The sequence below is a fragment of the Exiguobacterium undae DSM 14481 genome, assembly GCF_000620805.1.
GTDB lineage: Bacteria > Bacillota > Bacilli > Exiguobacteriales > Exiguobacteriaceae > Exiguobacterium_A > Exiguobacterium_A undae.
Genome location: NZ_KK211187.1, coordinates 456,807 through 469,274, shown reverse-complemented (window position 1 = coordinate 469,274; position 12,468 = coordinate 456,807). Strand labels below are relative to the sequence as shown.

The window sequence follows — 12,468 nt, the reverse complement described above, 5'->3', positions numbered from 1 at the left end:
TTCATTATAAGAATACTATCCTGTTCCATACTAAAACATATTGCCAATTCAAGGTTTACAATGAAGTTACAAGTTCATCCGACTAAAAATTGGAGACGCTGCGCGAATCCTGAATAATCCAGTAAAAATCCGGCGACAAGTGAACCGAGCGCAATGGCAAGCAACACTCGTAAAGCGACAGCCTGCGGACCTTTAGGATGTTGGAGGAACTTCTCCCATTTGACAGGAAGGAGTGCCCACCAGGCAAGCATGATGGCTGTTAAATAAACGAGCATACTGACTAGCGCACTTAAACCGATTGACGTCACTGTTCCTGCACCTCTTCTTGTTTTGTTTTTCCCAACCTTACCATGATTTCATACAATGAATGATTGCGCAAACAAAAAAGCACAAGATAATTTATTTTAGCGTATAAAATATATTATGAAAAGATGAATCTGGAAAAAACAACATAATAAGATTGAGAAATGTGTGAAGAGGACACATATATTGTACTTTTACTTTTTTGACCGTTGTTAAACCTGAATCCCTGAATCGCATGCGAAAACGGTTGTCCTGAGCTGAATCATTGACCGTTCATGAAAAAAGACCCGGTTTCCATGACGGAAACCGGGTCTTTTTTTACTTGGATCAATCGCGACCGTACTCTTTTAGGTTGAGACGGTTGATTGCGCGTTTCAATGAAAGCTCAGCGCGTTTGAACTCAAGATCTGATAATTTCGTGTCCTGGAGACGACGTTCTGCCCGGACTTTCGCAGCAGAGGCACGGTCGTAATCGACCTTCTCCGCAGCTTCAGCCGTTTCAGCAAGAATCGTTACTGTATCCTGGCGCACTTCCATAAAGCCACCGCTGATAGCGATCAACGTGCGTCCGCCATCTTCGTGGCGCAACTTCAAGATGCTGATGTCGAGTGGTGTCACGAGCGGTACGTGGTGCGGGAGAACCCCGATTTCACCAGATATCGTTTTCGCGACGACCATCCGAACATTCCCATCATACACTTCGCCATCCGGGGTGACGATATTGACATGAAGTGTGTTCATCTCAAGTCCCCCTTATGCTTTGTCACTTAGACAAGCGTCTTCGCTTTTTCAATCGCATCTTCGATCGGACCGACAAGACGGAATGCTTCTTCCGTCAAATCATCGTGTTTCCCACCGAGGATTTCTTTGAAGCCGCGGATCGTGTCCTTAACCGGGACGTACGATCCTTTTTGTCCTGTGAACTGCTCAGCTACGTGGAAGTTCTGCGACAAGAAGAACTGGATACGACGCGCACGGTGTACAGTCAATTTGTCTTCTTCAGACAACTCGTCCATACCGAGGATCGCGATGATATCTTGAAGTTCTTTGTAACGCTGAAGTGTTTCCTGAACTTGACGAGCTACACTGTAATGCTCTTCGCCGACGATTTCCGGTGAAAGGGCACGTGAAGTCGAAGCAAGTGGATCCACGGCAGGATAGATACCCATCTCAGAGAGACGGCGCTCAAGGTTCGTCGTTGCATCCAAGTGGGCAAACGTCGTTGCAGGAGCCGGGTCAGTATAGTCATCGGCTGGTACATAAACCGCTTGGATTGATGTAACCGAACCTTTGTTTGTTGACGTGATACGCTCTTGAAGCATACCCATCTCTGTAGCAAGTGTCGGCTGGTAACCAACGGCAGATGGCATACGACCGAGAAGGGCCGATACCTCTGAACCTGCTTGTGTATAACGGAAGATGTTATCGACGAAGAGAAGAACGTCTTGTCCTTGCTCATCACGGAAGTATTCCGCCATTGTCAAACCAGTCAAGGCAACACGAAGACGTGCGCCCGGCGGCTCGTTCATCTGACCGAAGACCATCGCCGTTTGTTTGATAACGCCTGAATCCGTCATCTCATGGTACAAGTCATTACCTTCACGCGTCCGTTCACCAACACCTGCGAATACCGAGATACCGCTGTGCTCTTGGGCGATGTTGTTGATCAATTCCTGGATGAGGACGGTCTTACCTACACCGGCACCACCGAAGAGACCGATCTTACCACCCTTGATGTAAGGAGCGAGTAAGTCAACGACTTTAATTCCTGTTTCGAGGATTTCAACTTTTGTTGAAAGGTTATCAAACGTCGGTGCTTTTTTGTGGATCGGAAGACGTTCCACTGTAGCATCGAGTTCTTTTTCATCAATTGGGTTACCGAGTACGTTGAAGACGCGACCAAGCGTTGCTTCTCCGACAGGTACCGAGATTGGAGCACCAGTGTCCAGTACTTCCACTCCGCGGCGTACACCATCCGTAGAATCCATCGCAATGGTACGGACGACGTCGTCACCAAGATGCAAGGCGACCTCAAGCGTTAAATCGATGGCTACTTCTTCTACTGTTTGCGGCGTATATTGAATACGAAGCGCGTTGTAGATGTTCGGCAAGTGTCCGTCGAACTTAACGTCGATGACAGGTCCCATGACCGCGACGACGCGGCCTTTTAAACCGAGTTCGTTCATCGTGTTTCCTCCTAGCTATCATTACGCCGAGTGGTTTACTGCTGAGCAGCGGCTCCACTGACGATCTCTGTGATTTCTTGCGTGATTGCAGCTTGTCGAGCCCGGTTGTAGACGAGAGTCAATCGACCGATCAAGTCATCTGCGTTATCTGTCGCACTTTGCATTGCTGTCATACGTGACGCATGTTCTGCTACTTTCGCGTCAAGAAGCGCACCGAAAATCAAGCTCTCCGCATAACGCGGAAGGAGTTCAGAAAGGATTTGTTCCTCACTTGGCTCGTACTCATAAGTCGTCGAAGACGAAGCTTCGATTTCTCCGAGCGGGAGAAGGGTTTCGACTTTCACTTCCTGGCTGATGACAGACAAGAAATGGTTGTAGCACAGCTTGAGTTCGTCGATTTCGCCGAGCGTGAACGCACTCACTGTACGCTTCACGATTTCTGCGACATCGACATACGAAGGAGAATCGTTTAGTCCTGTGATCGCGTCCGTGACCGTAATTCCGCGTGAACGGAAGAACTGGACACCGACTTTACCGACCACGAACAAGACGTAACTGTCCGTAGTATGCTTTTCATTGATTTCCCGGTAGACTTCACGCAGCACGTTGGCGTTATATGCACCAGCTAAGCCGCGATCCGATGTGATGACGATATAGCCTGTCTTTTTGACAGGACGTTTTTCGAGCATCGGATGGCTAGCACCTGTCGTGCCATTCGCAATGGTTCCGAGCACTTCCTGCATTTTCAGCATGTAAGGCTGGAACTTCGCGCTATGTGCTTGAGCGCGGTTCAGTTTCGACGCCGAAACCATGTTCATCGCTTTCGTGATCTGTTTCGTACTTTTCGTCGAGTTGATCCGCATTTGTATCTCGCGCAACGATGCCATTTCGATTCACCACCTTGTTAGTATCAAGAGCGTCCGGCCGAGTCTAAGAGAAATCTCTTAGACAGTCGGTTGGAACGTTTTCTTAAATTCTGAGATTGCAGTAACGATTTCTTCGTCAGCTGGAAGGTTACCTGTTTTACGGATCTCATCGCAAAGTTGTTTGCGGTTTTGATCGAGCCAAAGGTTGAGTTCCTTTTCAAAACGACGAATATCTGAAACAGCAACATCATCAAGGTGACCACGAGTCAAGGCATAGATGATGATGACTTGCTTATCGACAGTCAACGGTTGGTTGAGATCCTGTTTCAGAACCTCTACTGTCCGCTCACCACGGTTAAGCTTCGATTGTGTCGCTTTATCAAGGTCAGATCCGAACTGTGAAAAGGCTTCTAACTCACGGTAAGAGGCGAGGTCAAGACGGAGCGTACCCGCTACCTTCTTCATCGCTTTTACTTGAGCCGAACCACCTACACGCGATACCGAGAGACCCGGGTTGATCGCTGGACGGACACCTGAGAAGAAGAGATCCGATTGAAGGAAGATTTGACCATCCGTGATCGAGATAACGTTTGTCGGGATGTAAGCCGAGATATCCGACGCTTGTGTCTCGATGAACGGAAGTGCTGTTAAGCTACCTGCGCCAAGTCCGTCGTTCAATTTCGCCGCACGCTCAAGGAGACGTGAGTGAAGGTAGAAGACATCACCTGGGTAGGCTTCGCGGCCTGGTGGACGCTTCAGAAGAAGCGAAAGCTCACGGTATGCCGCTGCTTGTTTCGAAAGATCATCATAGATGACAAGAACGTGCTTGCCGAGATCCATGAAGTGTTCACCCATCGCTACACCAGCGAATGGTGCGAGGTAAAGAAGTGGCGCTGGCTGTGAAGCTGCTGCCGAAACGACGATCGTGTAATCAAGTGCACCGTTTTTACGGAGTGTCTCAACAACACCACGGACTGTTGATTCTTTTTGTCCGATTGCGACGTAGATACAGATCATGTTTTCTTCTTTTTGGTTGATGATCGTATCGATGGCGATCGACGTTTTACCCGTCTGACGGTCACCGATGATCAACTCACGTTGTCCACGACCGATTGGAACGAGGGCATCGATTGCCTTGATTCCCGTCTGAAGTGGTTCGTGAACCGATTTACGTGCCATAACACCAGAAGCTTTACGCTCGATTGGGTTATAGTGTTCTGTTTCGATTGGACCAAGACCATCGATTGGCATACCGAGTGGGTTGACGACACGTCCGAGGAGTGCGTCTCCTGTTGGTACTTCCATGATGCGGCCCGTACGGCGAACAGAGTCGCCTTCTTTGATTTCAAGGTAGTCACCAAGAATGATGATACCGACGTTGCCTTCTTCTAAGTTTTGCGCCAAGCCCATTGTGCCGTTAGCGAATTCTACGAGCTCTCCCGACATGACGTTGTCGAGTCCGTGTGCACGAGCGATACCATCACCGATTTGGATGACTGTACCTGTCTCGTTCACTTCCATCGTAGAACCGTACTGCGCGATACGCGCTTTAAGCAGGGCGCTGATTTCTTCAGCTCTAATGCTCATGCGTTTCACCCCTATTTTCTTACGCTTTTAACAGCTCACGCTCAAGTCGCGTTAGTTTCGTTTCGATCGTGCCATCATATGTCGTGTAACCGATTTGAACACGAAGTCCGCCGATTACATTCGTATCAACAACATTTTCTACTTCAAGCGTTTTACCTGATTTTTGGCCAAACGTTTCTTTCACGTTCGTGATTTCTTCGTCTGACAGTTTGTATGCACTTGTCACGATTGCTGTCGCAACGTTACGGTGCTCGTTCAACAACGCGATGAAATGCTCCGGCAATGATAATACTTCCGCCGCACGGTCGTTTTCGACCATGACGAGGATGGTATTCAAGACAATGGTATTGAAGCCTGTGAAGCTCGTATGAAGTACTTGCTTCAGCTCTTCTGCAGAAATCGATGGGTTGTCTAACACCGATGCGAGCTCTGGTGTTGCGTGGAGCACTTCGCCGAGCGTTCGCACATCAGCTTCTGCTTGTTCGAGCACATGGTGCTCAAGTGCAAGATCGAAGAGCGCTTTTGCGTAGCGTCCCGCTACGTGGTCACGCATTAGTTCGTGCCCTTAGTGTCAGCAAGGAATTGATCGACGAGTGCTTTTTGAGCCGCTTCGTCTGTCGCAAGCTGTGTTTTCATGACGTGGCGTGCTGCAGCGATTGCTTGAAGAGCAACATCGTTCTTCAAAGCAGCTTGTGCTTCAGCGCGTTCACGTTCGATCGCACGGCGGGCTTCTTCCTTACTCATTTCTGTTTCAAGACGTGCCTGCTCCATCGCACGTGCTTGTTCTGCCTCAGCTTGACGGCGTGATGCTTCTAACAGGTCACGTGCTTCCGTACGTGCCTTGTTGAGTTCTGCTTGTTGTTGTTCTACGTAGACTTCAGCGTCTTTCCGGCTTTTCTCAGCCGAATTGATCTCGCTCGCCACATGCTCTTCACGCGCTTTCATCATGTTGATGAGCGGGCCCCATGCGAATTTCTTCAAGAGGATGAGGAGCAAGAGGAAAACGACGATCGTGACGATCATATTGGCAAGTAAGAGTTGGTTGCCTTCGCCGCCCGCCTCTGCCGCAAGATACGTGAGATTCATTCGATTACACTCCCCTCGTGGTTGGTCCTACTTCTAATATCTACATAAGGGAGCCGTGGCCCCCATGACGGTTCACTCTAGTGGAACGAATAACGCCCTATGTAGCTCAGTTCTTGATGCGTAAAATACGGATTAAGAGTTGAGGAGAAGGAAACCGACCGCTACACCGATGATTGGAAGTGCCTCAACGAGACCGATACCGATGAACATTGTTTGACGAAGTTCGTTTTTGAGTTCTGGCTGACGTGCTTGTCCTAATACTGTACCGTTTACGATAAGACCGTTACCGATACCTGCGCCGAGTGCGCCGAGTCCGATGATGATCGCTGTTGCAATAAGTTCCATTATGAATTGCCTCCCTAGATTGTGTTCGAAATTTGGTCGTGCGGTTATCGGAAAAGCAGATGCTTTACCTTCGAATTAATGGTCGTGCGCTGCCTTATGTCCGATGTAAACCATCGTTAAGATAAGGAAGATATACGCTTGGATTGCCCCGATGAAGAGAGAGAATCCTTGCCAGATCAACATTGGAATCGCTGACAGGATGACACCGACTGGTCCGAGGAATTGGAAATCGTTCGTTCCAGAGATGATACCGATCGAGAGAATGATACCAATCATGATCTCACCCGCGAAGATGTTACCGTAAAGACGAAGACCAAGCGTCAACGTGTTTGCGAACTCCTCGATGATGGTAATAATAAACATCGGCGTCATAAACGTTTTTGCATAAGCGCCGAAGCCGCGCATTTTCACACCATAATAATGGCTCATGACCACTACCATAGATGAAAGTGCAAGTGTCACGTACGGATCCGCAGTTGGTGAGTTGAACCAAATGTAATGACCCGTCACAACGTTAAAGGGAAGACCCATTAAGTTGGACACGATGATGAATAGGAACAGTGTCATTCCGAAAGTTAGGAAGCGACCCCCTGTTTTCCAGTCCATCGTACTGCTGATGATTCCGCGAACGAATTCGAGGAATAACTCCAGCGTGTTTTGAAAACCGGTTGGCTTCATCGCTAGACGTCGCGTACCGGCCACGGCAATCAGGAAAACGAGAGCAGCTGCAATCAGCACTGTGATCAAGTTTGTCCAGCTACCGTACAGAACGAAGTCGCCCCAGAGTGGGATTTCGTAAAGTGGCATTTCGTGGTTCATTTGACTATTCACCTCTTTTCCCGCTTAAGTTCGTGAGTCAAAAACTCACAAAATTGTATGACGTGGCCGGCGAGAAGGCCTATTACCACCGCAGTTAATGACAATTCGGTTTCGTACTTCAAACCGATCATCACACAAAGTACCGCGACCGCCATGCGTGATACGGTCCCTCGAGACATCGGCTTACGCCCACGCTCGATTACACGATACATTCGATCGACGCTGAGTCGTTGCAGCGTCAGAATCATGAAGCTACCTGCCCCACCTAATGCCAGCCCATAGATCACTGGATCACTCGGATAACCGACAAGTAACAGGACGGCAAGGATTCCATAATAGAGTCCGAACCATCTTAAGTACGCACGATACAACGCATCTTGAAGGATTATGTTCATGTCTTGTCTCCTAACAAGTGCCTGATCATTGCGATCATGCAGAGAATGCCGATGAAAATCCCGATGAACACTGAAAACGTCGCCCCCATATTTTGCCACCAGTTCTGCTGTTCCCCATAGTTCCCAACAAGAAAGCCGATGACGATCGGTGCGGCAAGTGCCGTCGAAATTTGCGAGGCCATGACCATACTCGTCGCGAGCCCGTTTTGGCGCACTAGAGACGACCCCCTTTTCCCAGTTGTGGGCTCTTTTTCTTTCCCACAATTTGCGGATTTTCATACTAGTCAAGAATACAATGAGAACCATTTCATAGTCAAATGAATTCACAATTAAAATGGACCGTCTAAACCATTGTATATCAACAATTGATAAGGTTTTCACAGAGGTATCCCGTGCCACGCTTTTCACGAAGATGTGAAGAAAATATGTAGTACTATCAACGTTTAGCGAGATGGTTCACTAGGTGAACAAAACCATTGAACAGTAACGTTATATCGTGTTCCGGAATGAGAAACAAGTCATCTAAATTTGATTTGTGTCGATTTTGTGAAAAAACAATTTTTATTCACAATTGTAAACGCTTCCGTTTTGGGATAGGAAAACCCCTTTGACATCTGTTTGTAACAAAGCCGGCAGACGATTTCCAATTCGTCTCCTGTGTCCCTTGTCACAGCTCAAAATGTCAGATCTGATTTCGTCGTTTCGAGGTCATCCGGCAGTTGATTTTTTAACAAAAACCATACATTTCACACGGATGTTTTGATTCTCCCGCTTTTTTTCAGGTGATTCGCCCCATCGGTCGTCCGCTCAATGCGTTCCAACAATAACGTTTTCGGACGATTGTCGGCAGACGGACCGTTATGGTAAAAAGAAGACAGAACATCAGAAGGAAGTGAACAAATGGAAACAGAACGTTTTCGTGTCCGGTGCGCGGACTGTTTTGGCTTATGTTGCACAGCGCTCGCCTTTTCCGCCTCGAGCGACTTCGGACACGATAAGCCGGAAGCAACCCCGTGCCGGAACCTCGATGCCGATTACCGGTGCAAGATTCATGACCGACTGCGTCCGAGCGGTTATAAAGGGTGCACCGTCTATGATTGTTTCGGCGCCGGTCAACAGATTTCGCAAGTGACGTTCTCCGGCATCTATGACGATTCGACGAAACCGCTCATGTACACCCTCTATCCGAAGATGGTCCACCTTCAGGAAATGATGTGGTATCTCACCGACGGCATCCGACCGGAAACCCGTTCCATCCATGATGCTTTGAAAACAACACTTCAGGAACTCGATGCGAAGACCGCGTTGCCTCCGGATGAACTCGCCGTACTTGACGTCGACCAGCTCCGCACGACGATCCTGCCGCTCCTTGCGCAAATCGAAACACTGGTCCAAGCGCCGTACCAGAAAAAGCCGCCGACACTCCCGAACGACTGGATCGGCAAAAACCTTTCCCGACAGAATTTATCTGGTTGCAGCCTTCGCGGACGATTTTTACTGGCAACGAATCTGTCGCACTGTCAGTTACGCGGCGTCAATTTCCTCGGCGCCGACTTGCGTGATTGTAATCTGCGGGGCGCCGACCTGACGGATGCCCTGTTTTTAACGCAGGCCCAAATCAATGCTGCTCAAGGAGACGCCGGAACACGGCTCCCGGAACTATTGCTTCGACCGTCGCACTGGGCGTAAGGGAATGATGTGGAATTGGTTATTGTCTAATAGAAGTGCCGACCTGTTCCCAAGTATAACGCGTCATGCTATCGTGACAGGTGTTCCGCCCTCTTCCTCATGCGCTTTCTGCAGGCGAGACAAACGAGGACGGTCACGATGTTTGACCAGATGATTTCGTTTCATCTGTTGTGTTCCACAAAAGAACCGATGCCTCCGTTTTTGACGGTAGCACCGGTTCTTTTTGTCGGGTATTCAATTTTGTCATGATGGTCAGTCAATTTTTAACATGAAACGGCTCAAACGTCGCTTCCTGATTAAAATGTTCTAAAATCGCTGCCGCAATTCGTTCTGAAGCATGACCGTCGCCGTAAGGATTCGAAGCGTGTGCCATCTCCGCATAGGCGACTTTATCGTCCAGCAGCTCACTGGCGAGACGGTAGATCGTGTCTTCGTCCGTTCCAGCAAGCTTCAGCGTTCCCGCCTTCACCCCTTCCGGACGTTCTGTCGTATCGCGTAAGACGAGGACCGGAACACCAAGCGACGGCGCTTCTTCCTGGACGCCGCCGGAATCGGTCAGAATCAGATGCGCCCGACTGGCGAAGTTGTGGAAGTCGAAGACATCAAGCGGTGGAATCAAGGTGATCCGGTCGTGCCCTTTGAACACATCCTTGGCTGCTTCTTGGACAACCGGATTTAAATGGACGGGATAGACGATATGGATATCCGGATAATCATCTGCCAGACGGCGGATCGCGCGGAACATCTGATGCATCTTCGCACCTTGATTTTCCCGACGGTGGGCTGTCATCAAGACGAGTTTCCGTTCACCGACTGTTTCCAGCACAGGATGGACGTAATCGGGTTGGACCGTCGTCTGTAAGGCATCAATCGCCGTATTGCCCGTCACGTAGACACCTGTCAGGCGATTTTCTGACGCGAGGTTTGCTGCCGCCTGATCGGTCGGTGCGAAATGCAGGTCAGCCAAGGTCGACGTCAACTGCCGGTTCACCTCTTCCGGGAACGGTGAATATTTATCGTATGTACGGAGTCCGGCTTCGACATGACCGACGGCGATTTGGTTGTAGTAAGCTGCAAGACTCCCGACGAACGTCGTCGTCGTGTCGCCGTGGACCAACACGAGATCGGGCTGGACTTCTTTCATGACCGCATCCAGTCCTTCCAGACCACGCGTCGTGATATCGACTAACGTTTGGCGGGGCTTCATGATATTCAAATCGTGATCGGGGGTAATCTCAAACAGCTCTAATACTTGATCGAGCATTTCCCGGTGTTGCGCCGTGATCGTGACATGAACATCGAACGCAGGATTTTGTTTTAAGACGTTGACGAGTGGTGCCATCTTGATCGCTTCCGGTCGTGTGCCGAAAATTGGCATGACTTTGATTGGCATACAAACTTCCTCCTTTTTACTTCTTTTCTTATTAAAACATATTCCCCATCAGACGCGCAGTTCCCGCCCGTCTTCACTGAAAATGAAAAAAAGACGCTCCCTTCGCAGGAAGCGTCTCACATTCTGTCTGTTACTTCGTACCAAACAGACGGTCACCCGCATCCCCGAGTCCAGGGACGATGTAACCATGGTCATTTAATTTCTCATCGAGTGCCGCAAGATAAATATCGACATCCGGATGTTCTTCCTGAACACGTTTGACGCCTTCAGGTGCTGCACAGAGGCACGCCAGCTTAATGCTTTGTGCGCCTTGTTTCTTTAAAGAGGAGATTGCGTCAGAGGCAGAACCGCCTGTCGCAAGCATCGGATCAACGACGACGAAGTCACGTTCCGCAACGTCTGTCGGTAATTTGAGATAGTATTCTGTCGGCTCAAGTGTCTCCGGATCACGGTAAAGACCGATGTGACCCACTTTGACGTTCGGCATCATGCGAAGCATGCCGTCGACCATTCCAAGACCGGCACGAAGAATCGGAACGATTCCCAGTTTCTTGCCTTCAATCATCTTCTGCGTCGTTTTCGTGACCGGTGTCTCGATTTCAACGTCTGTGAGTGGAAGGTCACGCGTGAGTTCATATGCCATCAATGAAGCCACTTCGTCGACAAGCTCCCGGAATTGTTTCGTTCCTGTTTCGACTTTACGCATGATCGTCATCTTGTGCTGAATCAATGGGTGATCAAATACATGTACTTTACTCATTGTTTTGCATCTCCTCTCCATTCTCTTTTCGCATTGTACTCTAAAAAGCGACTGCTTGGGAACTGTTTTCTCAGAAGTCCTGGTCGTTTAAGACCCGTTTTCCCGCCAAGACATCCCGTGCCGCCGTCGATGCCGGACTTTTTGGCAACTTCGCAAGTTTTTTCAACGTTTCTTGATAAACCGGCTGACCCAGCGCCTGTTCGCGGAAAGCCTTCATCCAGAGAACGGATGGAACGTGTACGGATTTAGGATAAGTAGCAAGATACGCCGAATAGTTTTTTGGAATCGACTTGTAGACCCGGTGTTTCGCCTTTAACTGATAGAACGACGCCGTCGCGGCGACCTTCGGATCTTCAATCACCTCTTTCGTCAGGATGCGGTCGACTTCCATATACGCTTTGGCATCGAGTGCTGCCTTTGCTTCTTTCAGTTGATAGGTGTGAACCGCAGTCTTTTTTTCTTGAGCCACTTGCTGTTCCTGCTTTTTCACTTTGTCTGCCAACTGTTCTTTGGTTTCGGTCAGGGTCTCGACTTCTTTCGTCAACGCGACGACCTGTTGTTCACTTTTTTTCTGTGTCGCCGTCTCTGCCGAATCGTCCGAAAAATCGAGCTGGAATAAACCGATCAGCAGGATACCCGCCGCAACGAAACCGGACATCATCCATGGATTAACGCGGACAAGCTTGCGCCATGGCTTCATGTAGTTGTGATTTTTTGCCATGTCCGGCAACAGCATAAACCGTTTTTTAGCGAGTGTCTTGCCGCCCGCCCGTGCTGCAATCGCCATCCGGTAGCGGTACATCTCGATTGGGACCGGAATGTTTTTCCATTGTGTAAACCGTTCATCGGCTTGCTCGTAAAAGCCTGCCTGTTGCATGATGACGATCGCTTGAAAGTCCTCCACTAATTTTTTATAGTTCCGCTTCGAAAGACTTTGTTTCGCTAACCAGCCGGATAACTGATCTATATCAACACGGTCAATTTCTTCTTGTGCAAATTCCTCGAGTTTCATGAATACGTTCCACCTTCAATCAATAAT

The 12,468-nt window shown here is 49.0% G+C and carries 15 protein-coding genes; 1 reads left to right on the top strand and 14 read right to left on the bottom strand.

The genetic code is table 11. The features are described 5' to 3' along the window. Positions 1-74: 74 nt before the first annotated feature. The 11 genes from P397_RS0103150 to P397_RS0103100 all read right to left on the bottom strand — a co-directional run bounded on the left by P397_RS0103150 (position 75) and on the right by P397_RS0103100 (position 7,802). A complete protein-coding gene (locus tag P397_RS0103150) occupies positions 75-308 on the bottom strand; it encodes a DUF1146 family protein (RefSeq protein ID WP_026831932.1) in 234 nt (77 codons plus the stop codon). A 322-nt stretch (positions 309-630) separates the two neighbouring features. Beyond that, complete coding sequence (locus P397_RS0103145; RefSeq protein ID WP_026831931.1) at positions 631-1,044, bottom strand: F0F1 ATP synthase subunit epsilon; 414 nt, start codon at positions 1,042-1,044, stop codon at positions 631-633. A 26-nt stretch (positions 1,045-1,070) separates the two neighbouring features. Then, a complete protein-coding gene (gene atpD, locus P397_RS0103140; RefSeq protein WP_026831930.1) occupies positions 1,071-2,489 on the bottom strand; it encodes a F0F1 ATP synthase subunit beta in 1,419 nt (472 codons plus the stop codon). A 35-nt stretch (positions 2,490-2,524) separates the two neighbouring features. Next, positions 2,525-3,376 (bottom strand): ATP synthase F1 subunit gamma, encoded by an 852-nt coding sequence (gene atpG, locus P397_RS0103135; protein ID WP_026831929.1) that lies wholly within the window; start codon positions 3,374-3,376, stop codon positions 2,525-2,527. Positions 3,377-3,433: 57 nt separating this feature from the next. Next, positions 3,434-4,942 carry a F0F1 ATP synthase subunit alpha gene (gene atpA, locus P397_RS0103130; RefSeq protein ID WP_012371542.1) on the bottom strand — a complete coding sequence of 503 codons (1,509 nt, stop codon included), beginning with the start codon at positions 4,940-4,942 and terminating at the stop codon, positions 3,434-3,436. 19 nt (positions 4,943-4,961) lie between these two features. Then, positions 4,962-5,495 (bottom strand): F0F1 ATP synthase subunit delta, encoded by a 534-nt coding sequence (locus P397_RS0103125; protein ID WP_026831928.1) that lies wholly within the window; start codon positions 5,493-5,495, stop codon positions 4,962-4,964. Next, positions 5,495-6,028: a F0F1 ATP synthase subunit B gene (gene atpF / locus P397_RS0103120; protein ID WP_026831927.1), complete on the bottom strand. Its 534-nt coding sequence runs from the start codon at positions 6,026-6,028 to the stop codon at positions 5,495-5,497. The genes P397_RS0103125 and atpF overlap by 1 nt, the downstream gene beginning before the upstream one ends. A gap of 132 nt (positions 6,029-6,160) precedes the next feature. Beyond that, complete coding sequence (atpE, locus tag P397_RS0103115; protein ID WP_012371545.1) at positions 6,161-6,373, bottom strand: F0F1 ATP synthase subunit C; 213 nt, start codon at positions 6,371-6,373, stop codon at positions 6,161-6,163. Positions 6,374-6,448: 75 nt separating this feature from the next. Then, the gene (gene atpB, locus P397_RS0103110) at positions 6,449-7,192 is read right to left on the bottom strand and encodes a F0F1 ATP synthase subunit A (RefSeq protein WP_028105580.1); all 744 of its coding nucleotides are present in this window, start codon (positions 7,190-7,192) and stop codon (positions 6,449-6,451) included. Between the two features lie 8 nt (positions 7,193-7,200). Continuing rightward, the gene (locus tag P397_RS0103105) at positions 7,201-7,587 is read right to left on the bottom strand and encodes an ATP synthase subunit I (protein ID WP_026831925.1); all 387 of its coding nucleotides are present in this window, start codon (positions 7,585-7,587) and stop codon (positions 7,201-7,203) included. After that, entirely contained in the window at positions 7,584-7,802 is a 219-nt protein-coding gene (locus P397_RS0103100; protein WP_028105579.1) for an AtpZ/AtpI family protein, read from the bottom strand. The genes P397_RS0103105 and P397_RS0103100 overlap by 4 nt, the downstream gene beginning before the upstream one ends. A gap of 685 nt (positions 7,803-8,487) precedes the next feature. Between P397_RS0103100 and P397_RS0103095 the strand changes: the two genes are divergently transcribed. Further along, entirely contained in the window at positions 8,488-9,276 is a 789-nt protein-coding gene (locus P397_RS0103095; protein WP_028105578.1) for a pentapeptide repeat-containing protein, read from the top strand. 256 nt (positions 9,277-9,532) lie between these two features. Here the strand turns inward: P397_RS0103095 and wecB are convergent, their stop codons facing one another. The 3 genes from wecB to P397_RS0103075 all read right to left on the bottom strand — a co-directional run bounded on the left by wecB (position 9,533) and on the right by P397_RS0103075 (position 12,441). Then, positions 9,533-10,669, bottom strand: coding sequence for a non-hydrolyzing UDP-N-acetylglucosamine 2-epimerase (wecB, locus tag P397_RS0103085; RefSeq protein ID WP_028105577.1), 1,137 nt, complete (start codon positions 10,667-10,669; stop codon positions 9,533-9,535). 130 nt (positions 10,670-10,799) lie between these two features. Beyond that, the gene (gene upp, locus P397_RS0103080; protein ID WP_026831921.1) at positions 10,800-11,429 is read right to left on the bottom strand and encodes a uracil phosphoribosyltransferase; all 630 of its coding nucleotides are present in this window, start codon (positions 11,427-11,429) and stop codon (positions 10,800-10,802) included. 70 nt (positions 11,430-11,499) lie between these two features. Continuing rightward, positions 11,500-12,441: a hypothetical protein gene (locus P397_RS0103075; protein WP_028105576.1), complete on the bottom strand. Its 942-nt coding sequence runs from the start codon at positions 12,439-12,441 to the stop codon at positions 11,500-11,502. Positions 12,442-12,468: the final 27 nt, after the last annotated feature.

What these genes read in the sequence shown, in the direction of transcription:
- atpD (WP_026831930.1), bottom strand. Translation starts at nt 2,489, where the DNA reads ATGAACGAACTCGGTTTAAAAGGCCGCGTCGTCGCGGTCATGGGACCT.
- wecB (WP_028105577.1), bottom strand. Translation starts at nt 10,669, where the DNA reads ATGCCAATCAAAGTCATGCCAATTTTCGGCACACGACCGGAAGCGATC.
- atpA (WP_012371542.1), bottom strand. Translation starts at nt 4,942, where the DNA reads ATGAGCATTAGAGCTGAAGAAATCAGCGCCCTGCTTAAAGCGCGTATC.
- atpG (WP_026831929.1), bottom strand. Translation starts at nt 3,376, where the DNA reads ATGGCATCGTTGCGCGAGATACAAATGCGGATCAACTCGACGAAAAGT.
- P397_RS0103125 (WP_026831928.1), bottom strand. Translation starts at nt 5,495, where the DNA reads ATGCGTGACCACGTAGCGGGACGCTACGCAAAAGCGCTCTTCGATCTT.
- P397_RS0103075 (WP_028105576.1), bottom strand. Translation starts at nt 12,441, where the DNA reads ATGAAACTCGAGGAATTTGCACAAGAAGAAATTGACCGTGTTGATATA.
- atpF (WP_026831927.1), bottom strand. Translation starts at nt 6,028, where the DNA reads ATGAATCTCACGTATCTTGCGGCAGAGGCGGGCGGCGAAGGCAACCAA.
- atpB (WP_028105580.1), bottom strand. Translation starts at nt 7,192, where the DNA reads ATGAACCACGAAATGCCACTTTACGAAATCCCACTCTGGGGCGACTTC.
- atpE (WP_012371545.1), bottom strand. Translation starts at nt 6,373, where the DNA reads ATGGAACTTATTGCAACAGCGATCATCATCGGACTCGGCGCACTCGGC.
- P397_RS0103145 (WP_026831931.1), bottom strand. Translation starts at nt 1,044, where the DNA reads ATGAACACACTTCATGTCAATATCGTCACCCCGGATGGCGAAGTGTAT.
- P397_RS0103105 (WP_026831925.1), bottom strand. Translation starts at nt 7,587, where the DNA reads ATGAACATAATCCTTCAAGATGCGTTGTATCGTGCGTACTTAAGATGG.
- upp (WP_026831921.1), bottom strand. Translation starts at nt 11,429, where the DNA reads ATGAGTAAAGTACATGTATTTGATCACCCATTGATTCAGCACAAGATG.
- P397_RS0103095 (WP_028105578.1), top strand. Translation starts at nt 8,488, where the DNA reads ATGGAAACAGAACGTTTTCGTGTCCGGTGCGCGGACTGTTTTGGCTTA.